Here is an 18360-nt window from a genome sequence, read left to right on the forward strand (position 1 = left end):
CATGCCGTCATGGGCACAACTAAGTCGGCATTCTGTCAAATGTCAATGGCCTTGACATTTGATTAAAAGCTATCCTAACCTGCTGTCATTGGGAGGAGAGAATGAGCGAACATGCAGTGTTTCGCATCGAAGGTGTACGCAAGTCCTTTGGTGCGGTGGCGGTGCTCCAAGGGGTGCATCTCGACCTCAAGGGCGGTGCCGTCACAGCCTTGATGGGTGCCAATGGCGCCGGAAAATCGACGCTCGTGCGCATCTTGAGCGGCGTTTATCCGCGCGACGCAGGCACGATCACTCTTTCGGGTGCGCCGTTCGAGCCCTCGACGCCCGCGGAGGCGATCCGGGCTGGCGTCGTGACGGTGCATCAAAACATCAATGACGGCGTTGTCGCCGATCTCGATGTGGCGACCAATCTGACGCTCGACCGGTTGAACGGGCGTGGTGCGCGGCTGTTCTTCAATCCACGCCGGGTTCGGCGCGAGGCTGCGCTTGTCGCCTCGCGCATGGGCCTGACCATCGATCTCAAATCCAGCATCAACGACTTGAGCCTTGCCGATCGCCAGATGGTGGCGATTGCGCGCGCCATGGCGCATGAGCCAAAGGTCCTGATCCTCGACGAACCGACCTCGTCGCTGTCGAGCGTCGAGGCCGACCGCCTGTTCGATCTTGTCGATCGCCTGAAGGCGCGGGGCGTCGCCATTCTTTATATTTCGCACCGCATGTCAGATATACGCCGTCTCGCAGACAGTATCGTGTCGTTGCGCGACGGTCGCATCACAGGGCGCTTTGAAGGGCCAGATCTCGACTACGAGGGTGCCGTCAACGCAATGCTGGGCCGAAAGGTCTCTGCCGATGCCGTCTCGGTACGCGAGGCAAGCATTCCCGTATTTCGAGCACAGGGCCTGAAACTTTCCGAGCATTCGCGACCGTTCGATCTTGAGCTTGGCGATGGAGAGATTGTTGCCGTGACCGGCCTTGTCGGGGTTGGGAAGTCGGCGCTTGCCGAAGTGTTGGCCGGAGCCCGCATGCCGCCGTCAGGCCAGATGACGCTCGATGGCGCGCGTTACGTGCCGAAGACGACCGGACAGGCAATCGCAAGCGGCGTTTTCCTTGTCGCCAAGGATCGTGGGATCAGCGGCATCGTGCCTGATTTCAATATTTACGAGAATATCAGCCTACCGTTTCTGCGTCGGCTATCCCGCCTCGGCGTTTCGAACCGTGCAAGCGAAAGGGCGAGGGCGCGTCGGCAGATCTCCGCGCTCGGTGTGGTGTGCCGCAATGAGCGGGACGAGATGCACACGCTGTCGGGCGGCAACCAGCAGAAGGTCATGGTCGGCCGCTGGCTTTCTGAGCCGTCGCGGCTTCTTGTTCTCGATGAGCCGTTTCAGGGCGTCGACATCGTCGCCAGACGCGATATCGGCAATAAGCTTCGCTCCTCGGCCAATGGGCGGGCCACCATCCTATTTCTCACCGAACTCGACGAGGCCTTCGAAGTGGCCGACCGCATTCTTGTGATGTCGGAGCAGACGATCGTCGGTGAGCATCGCAATTCCGGCATTGATGTCGAGCGCCTGCTGTCTGAGATCGCAGGTCAATCCTCTCAACAGGTCAGCGCAATATGAGCAGTGAACAGAGCAAATCCGCAGGCGCGGTTCCCTTGTCCCAACCGAGCGTGAGCGTCAGGGATCTGGCGATAAAATATGGTTTCCTCGTGCTGCTTTTCGGCATGATCATCTATTTCTCGCTGGTTACCGGCGGCTTTGCCTCGCCGCAGAGCGCGGTCTTCATCCTGCAGTCGGTGTCGATCACCGGGATCCTTGCCCTCGGTGTTACCGCAACGTTGGTGGTCGGTGGCTTTGACCTCTCGATCGGGTCGGTCGCCACGAGCGCGATGATGGCGTCGTCATACGTGATGGTTGTCATGGGTGGCGATGCTGTTACGGCAACGCTCGTCTGCCTTGCCGTCGGCGTGCTGGTCGGGCTCATCAATGGCATCATCATCGTCTACATGCGTGTGCCGGATCTCCTTGCGACACTCGGCATGATGTTCCTTCTGCTGGGGCTGCAGCGAATTCCGACAGAGGGCCGCTCTATCGCCACCGGGATGACGCTGCCGGATGGCTCTGTCGCTAGCGGCACTTTCAGCCCGGGCTTTCTCGCTCTTGGCCGCCATCGCTTCGATTTCATCCTGCCCAATCTCGTCCCGGTTTCGGTCGTGGTGCTGATCGTGCTGGCGATCCTGATCTGGTTCTTTCTCGAATATACCCGGTTCGGACGCATGATGTATGCCGTAGGCTCGAATGAACGTGCGGCCGGCCTCGCCGGTGCGCCGGTCAATGCATACAAGATTTCCGCTTACATCATCTCGGGCATCTTCGCCTCGATCGGCGGCATTCTGCTCGCAGCCCGTCTCGGCCGCGGCGATATTGCCTCGGGTAACAACCTCTTGCTCGATGCTGTCGCAGCCGCATTGATCGGTTTTGCGGTGCTTGGCGCAGCCAAGCCCAATGCTTTGGGGACGGCTATCGGCGCCCTATTCGTCGGCATCCTGCTGCAGGGGCTGACCATGATGAATGTGCCTTACTACACCCAGGATTTCGTCAAGGGCGCGGTTCTCGTCGTCGCTCTGATTTTCACCTTTGCATTCTCAAAGAGGAGCAAACGCTAAGGGCGCATGTCCTTGGCGGATAATCATAATCTTACCGGAGGAGGAGACTGATATGAAGATGACACGCAGAACGCTGGGCGCCTTGGCGCTTGGCCTGATGGGAGCAGCAGCCTTTGGTGCGCCATCCTTTGCCGCCGATATGCCCAAGCCGTTCGATAAGCCGGGCAATGTGAAGATTGCGCTGGTGCGCTATCTGTCGACCGGTGATTTTTTCCAGTCCTACCTGGCCGGCGTCGAAGCACAGGCCAAGGCACTAGGCGTTCAGCTGCAGGTATTCGACAGCCGTCAGGATGCGGCGGTACAGGCCGACATGGTCGATCAGGCCATCGCGCTTGGCGTCCAGGGGATCATCATCCAGCACGGCCTGACGGAATCGATGAAGGATGCCGCTAAACGCGCCGTTGACGCGGGCATCAAGGTCGTAGCCTTTGACGTCAACGTCGAGAACCCGAAGATCCCACAGGTCGAACAGTCCGACCGTGACCTTGCGCGCCTGGCGCTCGAACAGGCCATCAAGGACAATGGCCAAAGCTTCAAGGCCGGCTACGTCTATGTCGCCGGTATCGCGCCGCTCGATCGACGCGACGAGACCTGGAAGGAGTTCAAGAAGAAATATGCTGGCATCAAGGAAGCGGCCCAGTTCGGCACAATGGACAATCCGATCGCCAACTCGGTCGCAAACCAGGCTCGTTCGGTGGTCTCGGCAAATCCGGATATTACCGTGATGTTCGCTCCCTATGACGAATTCGCCAAGGGCGTGAAGATCGCCGTCGATGAAGCCGGTCTCTCGTCCAACGTGAAGATCTATTCTGCCGATATTTCGACGCCCGACATCGCTGCGATGCGTGAGTCCGGGTCCGCGTGGGCGGCGACTGCGGCAACGAACCCGGCCGTGGTTGGCCAGGTCTCCGTTCGTGCTCTTGCCATGCTGCTGGCCGGCCAGGATCCGGGCCACCAGGTCGTCGTTCCGCCGACGCTCATCACCCAGAAGGATCTGAATACGCAGGATATCAAGAACATGGAGGAACTCGGCGCGAAGCTTCCACAGTTCGCGCATGCGGATGTCGCCATGCCGGCATGGATGCCGAAGGCTGCCGCCAAGTAATCCAATTCTTTCCCAACGACTGGCGGTGCTTCGGCACCGCCTTTTTTTGTCTGTGTTTCACGGTCTAGCCGTGTGCGCAGGCAAACAATGCCCCGGTTGGGGCAGTTTTTCTTTTGGATTTCACCTCAGCGAAGCGCAAGCCTGTTGGGCTCTGCCGCCCGAAGAGTATCCTTCCTAATCGAGAGTATTGACAATATTTGCTACGCTTCCCGCAATAGCTGGGTAGCGAAAGGGCAAGCGATGGCATCAGACAGCATTCACGTGAAGGTCAAAGGGGGCCTACTGGACCACCTTCAGCAGCAGATCGAGGAGGACGGTCTTTATGAAAACGCGAGTGAATACACTCGCGCGCTTATTCGCCGTGACCTCCAAACCAGGGATGAGGCCTGGGAAGCCCTGTGCTGAGAGCTATCGTCGGCATTGTGGGCGTACGATAGCGAAATTGTCGCGGTCTCGGCTGATGATGTCATCCAGCGGAACGAGACCCGCTAAACATGGCGGCTTATCGTTTTTACCAGCATGCGGATGCTGCGCACGATGAGATCTGGCGTGATACAGTCGAGAAGTGGGGTGAAGCGCAAGCCGTCACCTGTATTCGGGGGCTCCACACTCATTTGCAGCTTCTGACGAAAGACCGGCACCTCTGGCGCAGGCGTCCGCAGAGACTGGCCGTTCCAGCCGACGTCAAGCGCAAGGCCTATTTCAGCCGGATGAGCATCATTATGTTTTCTTCCGTACTCTGAATAACGGCGACCTTGGCGTCATGAGCATTCTGCACGAGCGCATGGACATGGCGGTGCGTCTTAAAGAAGATCTGGTCGCATTGGAAAGTAGGAAACCGACCATTTAGTCGGTAGAGAGCCTAGCGGTCATCGCCAGCCTCTCTTAAACGGCATCAAACGGATGTCAGCCTTGGTTCGGAATGCATCAAGGCAGGCATGATGGCACGCTTCTGCGATCCAAAGAAAAGCAGAAGCGCTCAAGGTCCTTCAGTGCGGACATGTCGCCATCGGAAAACCGCCGGACACTGTTACGTGACATGCCTTAGCGAAGCGCAGCGGCGATATTGCCGCCATCAACCGTCGTCACATCTGCCGTTGTTCTTTCCGCCAAGGCGTGGTGAACGAAGGCGCGAGCGACGTCGTCTGCCGTCACTTCGAGGCCAAGAAGATTCCCGCCCATATATTCCGAAACGGAAAGGCCGCGCGCGGCCGCACGATTGGCGATCATCTCATCGTTGAGCAGGCCCGATCGGATGCGGTCGGCATTGACGGCGTTGACCCTGATACGGTCGGCACCATGCTCCAGCGCATATTGTCGGGACAGGAAGAGCGTTGCCGCTTTCGGAAGGCCATAGGCGCCGAATTTGGCACCGGGATTGACCGCTTGCTTTGACGCGTTGAAGAGCAGAGCGCCGCCGGTCTTCTGCGCTTTCATGATGCGTACGGCGTTTTGCGCGACGCTCTGATGGGCGAAGAAGTTCAGCTCAAAACTCTTGCGCAGCAAAGCGTCGTCCATCGTGGCGATCGGACTTTCCCAGGCGGCGCCGGCGTTGGAGACGACAATGTCGACACCGCCGAATGTGGCAACGGCGGCATCGAAGGCGCCGCGAACCGAGGTCGGGTCGGTTATGTCGCATGCAAGACCGATCGAGCTGTTGCCAACGGATTTGGCGACTGCCTGCGCCCTTTCGCCATCGAGGTCGACGACGACGGCGTGAGCGCCTTCCACTACGAATGCCTTGACGATGGCGGCACCGATGGCGCCGGCACCACCCGTCACCAGCACGACCTGGCCGGTGAACGGTTTTGGCTTGGCGCCGGCGAGCTTTGCCTGCTCCAGCGACCAATATTCAAGGTCGAAGAGATCCGGTCGGCTGACAGGTTCGAAGCGGCCAACCGATTCCGCATCGCGCGCCGCCTCGATCCACATTTCTCCTACATCAACGGCGATCATCGCATCCTTGTGGGTTCGGCCGTGGCCATAAATGCCGAGACCCGGAACCAGGGTCAGGCGCGGCATCGGATCGAGCATGGTGCGCTTGACATCGTCGCGGGCATCGTTGCTGCGGAAATACTCGGTATAGTCGGCGACAAAGGCGGCGACGCGCTCATCGATCACGCCACGATAGGTCCCTAGATTTTCCTTGGTCGGTGCCGGCAGCACCATCGGGCCGGTCTTGATGCGGATGGAAAGATCCGGCGTGGAAACGCCACGTGCCGCCATATCAGTGACTTCGGCTGAATTCACGAAGTCGAGGATATCAGGCGAGGTGCGGAATACGCTGATCATGCGGTCGAAGCGACCTTCGCCTTTATCGACTGCAACGGCACCGCGCAGCGTGGATGCGATATCGCCCGGACTTGCGAGATCTGCAGGCAGGGCGGCTGCCGTGAACGGATGGCGGCCATTCCGCTTCACATGGTCTTCCGCCAGTGACACGTAATGGATCATCCGGTCATAGGCTTCTTTTGCCGTCGCGCCGAACGTGAAGATGCCGTGCTTGTCGAGGATCAAGCCCTCGACCGTTGGATCCTGCTCGAAGACTTCCGCCGCGGCCTTGGCAAGCGCAAATCCCGGCATGATATAAGGCACAAAGCCCATCTTTCTACCGAACAGCTCGGTGCTCATCTCCCTGCTTTTAGCCTGGTCGGCGATGGCAAGGATGGCGGTCGAATGGGTGTGATCGACGAATTTGTGCGGAAGGAAGGCGTGCAGCAGCGCCTCCACGGAGGGATTTGGTGCCAGGGGATCGATGAGATTGGCGCGCAACAATGTCACCATGTCTTCGTCCGACAACTTTGCGAGCTTGCGGCTCTTCAGCAGTGGTTCGATCCGCACGGCAGGCAGGCCAGGTGGCTCAATGGTGCCCATGTCCCAGCCGCTGCCCTTGACGCAGAGGACGGCGTGGTTATCGCCGACGAGATCGGTCATCTCCGTCTTCACGGAAGTATTCCCGCCCCCGTGCAGCACAAGCCGAGGCTCGCCTCCCAAAAGCCGTGTCGTATAGGTGCGCAATGCAAGATCGCGATTAACGCCCTTGGTCTGATAATCGGCCACGACTTTTTCCGCGACATCGTCGCGCCACAGATTTTCCATGTCAGTTTGCCTCCCAATGAAACGGCCCCTTCCGGATCGGCGGGCCATGTGACAGGCTCAGGGCTTGCCCGAGCTGTTCCTGTCGAGCCCCTCTGTCTGCCAACGATCCAGGAGCCGTCGCGCCATCGATGCGGTGACGACGAGATGCGAGGCAAAGCCGCCTTTCAGCGCGGCAAGCAGGGGGTCGAATTTGCTATCTTCCTGCACGACGAGCATGCGCTTCTTGATCGCCCGGATAGAGGCTAGGTCCGCCGACATGCAGCGCCGATTATGGGCGCAATCCATCCACTGGCCGTCGTGGTCGATGAGTTGTCCGGCGATGACGCCTGCCGCGCCCTGATCGCCCATCGCATGCATTTCCTCCGCCGAAAGAGCGCCGCACTTGACGAGGTGGCTGTCTTCCTCGATGCCGCCCACCGAATAAAGCGCGAGCTGGCAATCGGCAATCGTAGCGAGCTGTTCGCGAATGACCGGCTCGGATCGCAGCTCTTCTGCAAGCCGCTCCGAGGAGAGAACAAGGGGCGCATAGAGGTTGATGCCCTCGGCATTGAGGCGCCGGGCGATTTCCGTCGTGCATTGGTCGGGACGATAGGAATAGGGGGCGCCAAGATTGCCGCAGAGCTGAACGACAGTAACGCCGCGCAGGTCGGCGAAAGGCATGACGTCGGCGATATGATAGACGGTTCGCCCCCAGGCAACGCCGATCCGGTCGCCCTTGTTGATAAGCTCGAGGAAGACGGAGGCTGCCACAACCGGCATTTCGGCGGCCGGATCCATGGCCTGCCGGTCTTCCGGCACGATCCAGACCGCTGTCAGGCCTATTGCATCTTCCAGCTCTCGCGCGAGAACATCGTCGGAGAAGAGTTCCGAAGAGGTGGTGATCGTGACGATCCCCATTTCGCGCGCCCTGCGCAGATACATCGCAATCGACGCGCGCGAAATCTCCAGGCGCTGGGCAACCTCGTCCTGGCGCATACCGTGGTTATAGTACAGCCAGGCGGCCTTGTGGATAATTTGGTCATTGGAGCGGATCGGCATGCTGCTCTCTCAGAAATCATGGATGCTGACATAATTCATCATAGCTGACAAAAGTCAATCCACCGATCTGATATGACAGCAGTCCGCATCTTGCAAGGCGGCGGATCAGGCACGCCATTCAAGGCGCGAGCTGGCGCACCGTGACGAGGCGCCCGTCTGATCGCTAAACCACAATCAAGGGCGTGTTCCGATCTTGATGCCAATGAGATCTATTGCAGCGTGGTCTCATGCGGCTTTGCCGCAAGGATCGGCAATTGTGCTTCTAAGCCAAGCTGCATGGCCGCGATGGGGCGATGGTTGCGCAGCCTGTCGGCCCTGCGGGTCAGCAGCTCCTCATTGATGATGGCCTGCATGCCGGCAATGAACCGATGCCGACTGAATTGTTCAGCATGTGCGAGAAGCGTCGCCGGATGAAACTGATGCTCGATGGCCTCGAATTCATGCACAGCGTCGATGAGCGCATCAGCGGATTGCTGTTCGAACAGAACACCGCTTACTCCTGGAATGACGGTTTCCAATGCCCCGCCGCGCCCATAGGCAATGACGGGGCGGCCGCTCGCCATCGCCTCGACCGGAACGATGCCGAAATCTTCTTCGCCTGGAAAGACCAATGCGCGGCAACGCGCAAGCTTCTCCTTCAGCACGGCGAAGGATGTATGTCCAAGGAAAGTGATGGAGGGGCCGGCGCTGCGCTTCAACTCCTCCAGTTGCCGGCCTTCGCCGATGACCACGAGGTTGCGCTTCATCCTCGTAAACGCCTCTATCGCGAGGTCGACCCGCTTATAGGAAACCAGCTGACCGGCGCAGAGATAGAAGTCTTCCGTCGATGATGCCGGGGTGAAATCATCGACATTGACGGGCGGATAGACAACGGCCGCCGGCCGCCGATAGTATTTGCCGATGCGATCGCAAACGTGATGGGAGTTGGCGACGAAGCGATCGACGCGCAGGCTGGTGCTGACGTCCCAGGAGCGCAGCAAAGGCGCCAGCATCGGCATCATGAGCCGCGAGCCGAGGCCTGCATGCGACCGGTAGAAATGATAGTGGTCCCAAAGATAGCGCATGGGCGAATGGCAGTAGCAGACATGCGTTGCCTGCGGCGGTGGAATAATGCCCTTGGCCGGGCCGGACTCACTGGAAATGATGAGATCGTAATCCGTGAGGTCGAAGCTTTCCAGCGCAAATGGCATCAGGGGGAGAAGCGATTGATAGGCCCGGACCGCGCCTGGAATGCGCTGCAGGAACGATGTGATAATCTTGTGTTTTCGTATCTTGTCCGAGAGCCTGCTTTCATCGCAGACAAGAGTGAATATATCGGCATCCGGATACATGTCGCAGAGCGCCTCGACGACTTTTTCTCCACCCCGCATCGCCACCAGCCAATAATGTACGATCGCCACGCGCATTTTCGTCCCTCCGTCGGCCGAAACCACATTGGGCAGGCAGCAACTTTTGCGACAGGGCCTATATCGGTTCAGCGAAGCATCCAAATGGGCGAAGGTAGTATCCAAAAGATTTAGCCGGTGGTTGTAGCCTCTACACAAGGATATGGCCTCTCGACCAAGAGGGGGCAGGATTGTCCAGCTCCCTGTCAGAAGTGATAAGGCCTGTTGCTGCGGCAGGGGATTTACCTCTGCGTGTCCTGCTGCTGATCTCGTTACCTGTGCCTTCGACTGAGCGGTGGCACGAGCAATATGCAAGCGAGAGTTCAGCCCATGTCCAGAGTTTCCGCTTTGATTCGTCGTTCGGCGTCCGGCTCGCACAGGGTCATGGCGCCCTGGCTGCTTGCAATGATCCTCTCCGGGGCAAGCTCCTATGGAATCGCGAACGCTGCAGCCAGCGACATCTACCAGGTCGGGCCACAGGCCAGGCTGAAGATTGCCATCGTCGAGTGGATCAGCGGCACCGGCGAATATAAGGAATGGACCGCCTTGAACGGTGAATACCTGGTCTCGCAATCCGGTTCGATCTCCATTCCAATGATCGGCCAAATGCAGGTCAGCGACAAGACAGTCGAGGAGATCAGCGCCGATATCGGCGTGAAATTGAAGCAGATCACCGGTTTGGCGGTGGCTCCGACGGCGTCGGTTGAAGTCGTCAAGTATCCGATGATCTATGTGTCGGGTGCAGTCGAAAAGCCAAGCGAGCTAGAATTCAGGCCTGGCCTGACCGTTAAGCAGGCGATGGCAATGGCAGGCGGGCGCGAGCGCCGCTCCAGTCAGACGGGCGACTATACGGAAGCACAGCAGATCAGCTACGCAGGTGAGATCAGTCGGATGGAGCTGCAGCTGAAGCAGCTGAGCGCTCGGCAGGCCCGCCTGCTCGCCGAACTCGACGACCAACCGGCAATCACCTTCCCGCCGGAGGTCAAGGCTGCCCCCCAGGGCTCGGCGGTCTGGCAAATCATGAAAAGCGAAGTCGATCTCTTCAATGCAAGAGCCGACGCCTTGCGCCAGCAATTGGCCGCCGCTGCCGATCTGGAGGCGCTGTTGCACAATGAAATCAATATCCTCGATGAAAAAATGTCCTCGCAGGATGAACAGGTGAAGATCGCGCAGGACGAATTGAGCGACATTTCCAAACTGGTCGACACGAAAATCCTGACGACATCGCGCAAGACCTCCCTGGAGCGGATCGTCGCCGAAATGCAGGCGGGCAAACTGGATCTCGTCGTCGCCTCGATGCAGGCAAAGCAGAAGCTGAGCGAGACCGAACGCGATGCGCTCAATCTCAAGGGCCAGCGAAAAACCGAAGCGGGCCAACAGCTGCAGGTTACCGAGAGCGAAATCGAGGATACCAAGCTCAAGCGCAACACGACGCTGCAGCTTTTACAGATCTCCGGCGCGTCACTGTCAAGAAGCCAGAGCATGAAGGCACTCGATCTTCAGCCGCTGGAATATTGGATCACCCGAAAGGGGGAAGAGGCCGATGCCGTCAAGGTCACCGAGGCAACCGAGCTGCAGCCCGGAGACGTGTTGGATGTACGCTACAACATTTCCGGAAGTCTGGACGGCACGACAGTTTCGTCCGTCGACGTTGGTCAATCCCAATAGTGCTACGCAAATGATGATGGGGCGTTAGTCATGGTAGTTCACGAGATCGGCAAAGGTTTTTCCGGCACTCCATCGGAGGCCAACGGTGCCGGAAATGGCGAATTTATTTCGTTTCGCGACGTTTGGCGCTTTCTGCAGCGGCACTGGCTGATCTTTGCATTGTTTACGGGAGTAGGGCTGGGGATCGGCGGCATATATATGGCGACGACCCAACCGATCTATCTTGCAAGCACACGCCTCGTCATGGACCCTGATCAGGGGCGTATTGTTTCCCAGGATGCATTCACCGGGACTGTCATCATCGAAGCCGCCGAAATCGCGAGCCAGGTTGAGATCGTCAAGTCCGAGGCGATCGCGCGTGCCGTCGTGCAGAAACTGAACCTGACAGAAGACCCGGAAATCACAGGCGGCGTTTCATGGCAGGCCATGCTGCACGACAAGTTGCGCGGCATTTTCAGCTTTTTCAAGCGAGGCGACGATGGCAGTGCCAAAACGGAGGTCTCTGAGGACGACATCATGCGCCGGACCATGGCCTCCTTTCTGTCACGGGTAGAGGTCAATCGCGTTGGCCAGTCCTACATCCTCGAGATTGGCTACAGTTCAGTCGATCCGCAGAAGGCGGCCATCGCAGCCAACGCCATTGCCGAGGCCTATATCAGCACCGGCCTTTCGGAGCGGGCGTCGGCAGCACAAAGCGGCGCCAATTGGCTGGAAACGCGCTTGATCGAAGTTGGACGACAGGCGCGCGAGGCAGCCATGAGCGTCGAGGAATTCCGCGCCAAGAACGGTATCATGGAGATCAGTACCTCCTCGTCCCTCGATCAGCAGCAATTATCCGAGATCAGCAGCCAGGCCGTCGCGGCCAAGGCGCAGACAGCCGCCGAAACAGCCAAGCTTGCAACCCTCAATCAACTGATGGCTGGGGGCAAGGTCGAGGGTGACGTCGATGAGACGATGAACAACCCGCGCATACAGAAACTTCAGGAGGACCTGGGAGCTGCCACGGCCAAGCTGAACAGCCTTGCCAGCAGATACGATGCCGATAACCCTGCCATCCTTGCCGCGCAGCAGGAAATCGACCGGGTAAAGGCGGACATGCGTAAGGAGTTTGAGCGCATTCAGGCCGTCTACAAGGCAAATCTGGAGGTCGCTCAAACGCGAGAAAAGCTTCTGAGCGACGAGGTAGCCTCGCTGAAGGACGCCGGAACGGATAAGAACCTGGCGAAAGTTGAGCTGTCGGAAATGGAGAGTAGGGCGACCACATATCGCCGGATGTATGAGAGCATTCTGCAGCAGCTTATCGGCGCGCTGCAAAAGGAATCCTTCCCGCTCGGAAGCGTCCGCGTGGTGACGGCGGCAGCCATACCCTTGGCAAAGACATGGCCGAAATCCTCCTTCGTCCTGCCGTTCTCGGCGATGCTTGGCCTTGCCGCGGGCGTCATGGCCGCGCTGCTGCGGGATGGCCTCGATCGGCGCGTCAGCTCCAGCGAAAAGCTGCGGCGGGAACTGGGTATCGGTTCGCTCGGCCATGTCCCCGTCTATGCAAGCCCCTCATTCCTGCCGGGAAGCCTGGCAACGGCCAACTCGAGCTGGCGACGAACAATGCTGCCTCTGAGGTCCGTGCTCGATACGCCATACTCGCAATTTTCCGAAGCGTTGCGCGGCGTCAAGCACTCGATCGATTCCGCCTTTCCACCTAACGCGCCTATGGTGATCGGCATCACATCCGTCGGCACCGGTGAGGGTAAGACCACCATTGCGACCAATCTCGCGCAACTTTACCAACATGAAGGTGCCTCGGTCGTCTTGATCGATGCCGATTTCCTAAACGCGAGACTGAGCTGCGTCGTCACGGAATCCGGGACGGAATTCGGCATGGAGGCCCTGAGTATCAACGAGGTCCCGCGGCGTTATTCCGTTGCCCACGAAACCGGTGTGCTGGTTGCCAAGGCCGATCATCAGCCGGAAGCGGAACTCATGCATGCCCCTGGCAGCGTGCCGGTGGTAACGGTCGACGAGACCGAGAAGTCGGTCGCAGCCTCCCAACGCTATGGCCATCTTCCGGCGCTCAAGGCCGAGATCGATTTGCTGCGGCGGCAATATAAGGTCGTTATCGTCGACATGTCCGCGTTTGAGGATTCCGCCGATACGCGTGTGATCTGCACTTACCTTGAGGGCATCGTCGTTGTCGTCGGCCAGACAAACAAGATGACCGTGGAAAGATTGTCCGACGCACTGGCAAGCTTCGGCACCACTACGATCAACATCCTCGGCATCATCGCTAATCGCAGCTATGAAAGACGGCAGAACCGCCACTCGCGTCCCTGGCGTCGCAAGCCGCAGGAGCGCCAGCTGCGTGCGTCCGCAAGGCGGCTGACAGGCCAGGTTTCGGGGCGCCCCTTGAAGATTACCGTTGGCATTGCGAGCGCGGGACGTCGCGATATCCTGTCGTCCATTCTCCCGCACATCGCCAATCAAACTCGCAAGCCCGACGAGATCGTCGTCTGTCTATCATCGCCCGAGGATATCGATCCCAGCTGCCTGCGAAATCTCGACTTTCCGGTACGGGTGCTCATTTGCGAACGTGGGCTGTGCCGCCAACGCAATCGTATTCTCGACAGCATACAGGATGCCGATATCGTCCTTTTCCTCGACGACGATTTCCTGATGACGTCAACTTACATCGAAGAGGCGGAGCGGCTGTTTCAGCTTCAGCCGGATGTGGCGATATGCACCGGCACGGTTCTGGCCGACGGCGTCACCGGACCGGGCATTTCCGTTCGTGACGGTCTGCGTTTGGTGGAGGGCAAGCGCCGTCGTCGATCCGAGCCAACCTTGCAGTTCCGCCAGGTCTATAACGCCTATGGCTGCAACATGGCGATCCGAATGGCTATCGTCAAAGCCGCCGGCTTGCGCTTCGACGAGAACCTGCCGTTCTATGGCTGGCTCGAGGATGTCGATTTCAGCAGGCTCGTTTCCCATTATGGTCAGGTCGTCAGCGTCAAGCATCTCGAAGGCGTTCATCTTGGCACGAAGGGCGGCCGATCAAGTGGTATCCGTCTGGGCTATTCGCAGGTTGCAAACCCGCTCTATCTGATGCGCAAGCGTACCATGAGTGTGCGGCAAGCGACGATGCAGATCGGTCGCAATCTCACCGCCAATCTCATCAAGGTCTGGCGGCCGGAGCCCTGGGTTGATCGCAAGGGGCGCCTCAGAGGCAATTTCATTGCATTGCGCGATCTTCTCAAAGGCAGATTGGCACCCCAGAACATCGAAGCATTGGAATAGTTCAGTGGCAAACCCACCCGGCATCGATCGCGTCGTCGTCATCAACGATCGTTCTGCGCGGGTGGGCGGAGCGTCCAACCTGGCAATCCTGTCAGCCAGACTGCTCCAGGACGCGGGTGTCGCCGTCACCTTCTTCGCCGGCGATGTCGCCGGTGCCGATCAGCCGGTGCCTGATACCATCAATCTCGCCGCGCGACCGCTGATGCAGCAGCCTCGTCTGAGCGCTCTCACGAGCGGTCTCTACAACAGTCATGCGCATGATGGCCTTAATGCCGTCATTTCGCGCGTCGATACGCCGGGTACGATCTATCATCTCCATGGCTGGTCGAAGATCCTGTCTCCGTCGATTTTTCGCGCCCTATGGCCGGTTCGTTCGCGTGTCGTCTTGCACGCGCATGATTATTTTCTGTCCTGTCCGAACGGGGGGTTCGCCAACTATCGCAGAAATCAGGTTTGCCCTTTGACGCCTATGTCGATGAGCTGCCTGACGACCAACTGCGACAAGCGCGGCTATCACGAGAAACTCTGGCGGTCGGTTAGGCATCTCATGCGGGAGCGCTACTATCCCATTCAAGAGGTTGCCGCCAATATCATCGTCGTGCATCAGCGCATGCGCGACTACTTCCTGCGCGGCCAGGTCCAGCTCGCCAATATCGAGACGATCCGCAACCCGGTTGAGCCTTTCCTCGATCGAGCGGCAGATCCGTGGAAAAAGCGCAATTTCTTCTTTGTCGGGCGGTTGGAGCCGGAGAAGGGATTTGAGGACGCAGCGATTGCAGCGCGGCTTGCCGGCGCGAAACTGCATGTCATCGGCGATGGTGCCGGTCGGATACGCCTGGAGCGAGACTTCCCGGAGGTTGTCATCCATGGATGGAAATCCAAGGACGAGATGCGGGACATTCTGTGCGATGCCCGTGCGCTGATCGTTTCGTCGCGCGTGCCCGAGCCGTTCGGCCTGGCTGCGCTCGAGGCGGTGACAAGCGGTATTCCAGTGATCTTGCCGGATGCGGCGCTCCTCGGTGAGGAACTGGCAGCTATGGGATGCGGATTGACGTTCCAAAGCGGCAAGGTCGAGGCGCTTGCCAGCGGAATTCGCCGCCTTGCCTCCGATGACATGCTACTCCGTTTGATGAGTGTGAATTGCCTCCGACGGTCCAGCGAAATGGCCCATACGCCCGCATCATGGCTTGAAGCATTGCTGGCGCTGTACGACCGCGTTCTCGACCGTGCAAATAGTGCCGGTACGAGCTCGAAATCGACCGTGCCCGGCGTTTTTCAACCTCCCATCGGCTGATCGATGAGACCGGATGAGGCTTGTGGTTAGCTCTGTGCCCGGCCCCCTACGCCATTGGGACTAGGCCGATGCCCGCAGGGTCAATTGTCAAGCAGAAGGGTAGCTGGCAGCCTTTGAACAAAGCATGGAAGCGTTGAGGGATCCAGGATATGTTATCAACTGTTGACGGCGTTGCCCATCGCGAGCGACCGCGTCTCGACCTCAAGCAGGCCGAGCGCCTGGGCCGCTCCAAACGCCTTGTCGACCTTCTTCTTTCCGGCGCAGGCCTATTGCTTCTGGCACCGGCGTTGCTCGTCATCGCCATCGCATTGCTTCTGGTTGACGGCCGCCCCATCATTTATCGCCATACACGCGTCGGTCGCGACGGCCGCCTCTTCGAGTGCCTGAAGTTCCGCACAATGCGCAAGGATGCCGACCACCAGTTGGCGGAGCTGCTTGCGCGCGACGACACGCGAAAATCCGAGTGGCTATCGACACAAAAATTGACCAACGATCCTCGCGTCCACTGGCTGGGAAAATATCTGCGCATGAGCAGCGCCGACGAATTGCCGCAACTGTTTAACGTTCAGCGCGGCGAGATGAGCATGGTGGGTCCGCGGCCCGTTGTCGTCTCGGAACTCGATCGCTATGGCCCCAACCTATATTGCTACCTCGGGCTGCGGCCAGGCATTACCGGCCTCTGGCAAGTCAGCCGCTGCGCCGACACCACCTATGAGGAACGCGTTCAGTTCGACGTCGACTATTTCCACAGTCGCTCGCTGCGCACTGACTTTAAAATTCTCGTCAGAACCATTGGCGTCGTGCTGTTTGCACGTAACGAAAAAGAACGCCTTACCAAATGAGAAGCGCAGCCATGACAAACCACACGGCAAGGCTGAAGACCACCAGAGCCCAGCGCAGCAGATATTTCTGGTTTGATTTGCCTGATGGGCTTGGGCGGATGCGATCATGGTCGTCTTCGTTCATAAGCGGCTCTGCATGGTCTTTCATGACAATTACCGGCAAACCCTTCTTCCTCTATCCAGAAATTCAATCTTGTCTTGGTATCCAGGATAACAATTACTCTGAAAAAAAATTGTTTAATTCCGGTTTCCGTCGCCGGTGGGCAGCGTTTCATTGCACGCAATCATGTCCTGAATGGGAACGCTATGCATTTTATCTGGTGCAAGGCTTGAGGCGATTGGGCGGTTACATGCCGTCTACGCAGGAATTACTTCAACCAATAGGGGCGAAAATTGGATCTTACGCGCAACAGCATCCAATGATGATATGCCGATGAGCAGTTTCTCGTTTCCTCCAAGACATGCCGGTCGGGTCGGTCTGCGCAATTGGTTCCGTGCCCGTATGCCGGCGATCATCGGTGACGGGGCGTCGACGCTCGTTTCGAAAATTGTCTCGCAAGTCGTGCAACTTCTCATTTTTCTCGTCGCTGCGCGTATGTTGGAATCCGCTGAGTTTGGCCTGTACGCATTCAGTTCCGCTATCGTGGTCATGCTCGTTGTCATTGCCGAAGGCGGATGGGGCGAGTTCGTCATGAAGGCCGAATGTACCGAACGGGAACTCGATCAGGTCGGCACGATCTCGATCATTGCCGGCATGATGGTGACTCTGCTCGGATCACTCTGCGCCATGACTGCATGGGTCTTTTTCAACCGGCCGCACGAAGCGCTCCTCCTGGCCCTTTTCAGCAGCTGGTTTTTGCCGTCATCGCTCTATGCCGTTTATGACGGGTTGCTGGTTGCCCGCGGCCTGCTGCGCAAACAGGCAGCGATCCGTATTGTCAGCGAAATCGCCGGCCTATGCGTCACGATGTTGGGCCTATGGCTCGGATGGCATGTATTTTCACTCGTGGCGGGGCGGCTTGTGTCGCAACTCGTCTCTCTCGGCGGCTCTGTGGTCGTGCTGTCCTGGTATCCAAGACTATATCTGACCTGGCCTTTCGCGCGTGAGATCCTTGAATTTTCAAGCCATATCCTGTCCAATCGGCTCATCCTTTTTCTTCGCTCCTACTCTGGAACGCTCGCAATCGGCAGCTTCCTTGGTCTTGCCGAGGCCGGCTATTACCGCGTCGCAGAGCGCATCGTCGCGGCCTTTTCCGAGCTTATCGGCGAGCCGGCGCGGATGCTTGCCTGGACGCTGTTTCGCCGATCGGCGATCGTGATGGGACCGGATGGGCGGGCGGCTCGGGATGCCGGCCCCTCTGCGACCGTCTTCATGATGGTTCTCATCACAATCTCCACACCCATCTATCTCGGTCTTTCGTTGGTATCGTCGAACCTGGTGGACATCGTGCTCGGCGATAGATGGGCCCCCGCCGCGGTGCTCGTCGTGATCCTGTCCATGAAGCAGGTCCTCCTGATGCCTGGTTACGTGACCGAGGCACTGCTATCCCTGTCGGGCAATATCAAGCGCATGCCCCCCACGCTTTTTCTCAATGCGGTGGTTTCCGTTTCGCTCATCTTGCTTCTCGCACCGTTTGGTGTCGTGGCCGCCGCCTGGGGCCAATGTCTGGCCGCCATGGTTTCCTTCGCAACCTCGATGCATCTGCAGCAACGCTATGGCGCGCTTCGCTGGGAGCGCGTCCTTCGCAAGAGTGGCTATGTCGCGATCGCCGTCGCGTCGATGGCGGCAGCCGTTTATGGGCTCGGCTATTTCGCAGGATCGCTCAGCATGCAGCGCGCGCTGACGGTCATGCTGCAGGTCGTCTCCGGCGGTGCGATCTACGTCTGTACGCTTCTTGCCCTGGAGAAGATGATCGGAGATGCGGCCTCTGTTCTATCGCTCCGGCGATAATGACGGCGGATTGGCTTCGGCGATC

The 18360-nt window shown here is 58.7% G+C and carries 13 protein-coding genes and 1 pseudogene; 10 read left to right on the top strand and 4 right to left on the bottom strand.

Going from position 1 to position 18360, the window contains the following annotated elements:
- The first annotated feature begins 101 nt into the window (after positions 1-101).
- From QD461_RS16120 to QD461_RS16140, 5 genes and pseudogenes are all read left to right on the top strand, one after another.
- A complete protein-coding gene (locus QD461_RS16120; protein WP_414088621.1) occupies positions 102-1619 on the top strand; it encodes a sugar ABC transporter ATP-binding protein in 1518 nt (505 codons plus the stop codon).
- Positions 1616-2665, top strand: a complete 1050-nt coding sequence (locus QD461_RS16125; RefSeq protein ID WP_184706003.1) for an ABC transporter permease — start codon at positions 1616-1618, stop codon at positions 2663-2665. The genes QD461_RS16120 and QD461_RS16125 overlap by 4 nt, the downstream gene beginning before the upstream one ends.
- Before the next feature lie 52 nt (positions 2666-2717).
- The gene (locus QD461_RS16130; RefSeq protein ID WP_184706005.1) at positions 2718-3770 is read left to right on the top strand and encodes a substrate-binding domain-containing protein; all 1053 of its coding nucleotides are present in this window, start codon (positions 2718-2720) and stop codon (positions 3768-3770) included.
- Between the two features lie 240 nt (positions 3771-4010).
- Positions 4011-4262, top strand: a pseudogene (locus QD461_RS16135) (ribbon-helix-helix domain-containing protein).
- Between the two features lie 2 nt (positions 4263-4264).
- Positions 4265-4513 carry a hypothetical protein gene (locus tag QD461_RS16140; protein ID WP_414088622.1) on the top strand — a complete coding sequence of 83 codons (249 nt, stop codon included), beginning with the start codon at positions 4265-4267 and terminating at the stop codon, positions 4511-4513.
- 301 nt (positions 4514-4814) lie between these two features.
- Here the strand turns inward: QD461_RS16140 and QD461_RS16145 are convergent, their stop codons facing one another.
- The 3 genes from QD461_RS16145 to QD461_RS16155 form a co-directional block, all read right to left on the bottom strand.
- A complete protein-coding gene (locus QD461_RS16145) occupies positions 4815-6869 on the bottom strand; it encodes a bifunctional aldolase/short-chain dehydrogenase (RefSeq protein WP_414088623.1) in 2055 nt (684 codons plus the stop codon).
- A 57-nt stretch (positions 6870-6926) separates the two neighbouring features.
- Positions 6927-7907, bottom strand: a complete 981-nt coding sequence (locus QD461_RS16150; RefSeq protein ID WP_184706011.1) for a sugar-binding transcriptional regulator — start codon at positions 7905-7907, stop codon at positions 6927-6929.
- A 209-nt stretch (positions 7908-8116) separates the two neighbouring features.
- Complete coding sequence (locus QD461_RS16155) at positions 8117-9313, bottom strand: glycosyltransferase (RefSeq protein ID WP_414088624.1); 1197 nt, start codon at positions 9311-9313, stop codon at positions 8117-8119.
- Positions 9314-9622: 309 nt separating this feature from the next.
- On the opposite strand from QD461_RS16155, the gene QD461_RS16160 reads away from it, so the two are divergent.
- The 4 genes from QD461_RS16160 to QD461_RS16175 all read left to right on the top strand — a co-directional run bounded on the left by QD461_RS16160 (position 9623) and on the right by QD461_RS16175 (position 16384).
- Entirely contained in the window at positions 9623-10960 is a 1338-nt protein-coding gene (locus QD461_RS16160) for a polysaccharide biosynthesis/export family protein (protein ID WP_414088625.1), read from the top strand.
- Between the two features lie 30 nt (positions 10961-10990).
- Positions 10991-14248, top strand: a complete 3258-nt coding sequence (locus QD461_RS16165) for a glycosyltransferase (protein ID WP_414088626.1) — start codon at positions 10991-10993, stop codon at positions 14246-14248.
- A 4-nt stretch (positions 14249-14252) separates the two neighbouring features.
- On the top strand, positions 14253-15542 hold the full coding sequence (locus tag QD461_RS16170) for a glycosyltransferase family 4 protein (RefSeq protein ID WP_414088627.1): 1290 nt from the start codon (positions 14253-14255) through the stop codon (positions 15540-15542).
- Positions 15543-15691: 149 nt separating this feature from the next.
- Positions 15692-16384, top strand: coding sequence for a sugar transferase (locus QD461_RS16175; RefSeq protein ID WP_414088628.1), 693 nt, complete (start codon positions 15692-15694; stop codon positions 16382-16384).
- Here QD461_RS16175 and QD461_RS16180 read toward each other — a convergent pair.
- Positions 16374-16532: a hypothetical protein gene (locus QD461_RS16180; RefSeq protein WP_414088629.1), complete on the bottom strand. Its 159-nt coding sequence runs from the start codon at positions 16530-16532 to the stop codon at positions 16374-16376. The genes QD461_RS16175 and QD461_RS16180 overlap by 11 nt on opposite strands.
- Before the next feature lie 285 nt (positions 16533-16817).
- Between QD461_RS16180 and QD461_RS16185 the strand changes: the two genes are divergently transcribed.
- Positions 16818-18335 (top strand): oligosaccharide flippase family protein, encoded by a 1518-nt coding sequence (locus tag QD461_RS16185; protein ID WP_414088630.1) that lies wholly within the window; start codon positions 16818-16820, stop codon positions 18333-18335.
- Positions 18336-18360: the final 25 nt, after the last annotated feature.

Source organism: Rhizobium sp. BR 314, assembly GCF_047445805.1.
In the GTDB taxonomy this organism is placed as follows: domain Bacteria; phylum Pseudomonadota; class Alphaproteobacteria; order Rhizobiales; family Rhizobiaceae; genus Rhizobium; species Rhizobium lusitanum_B.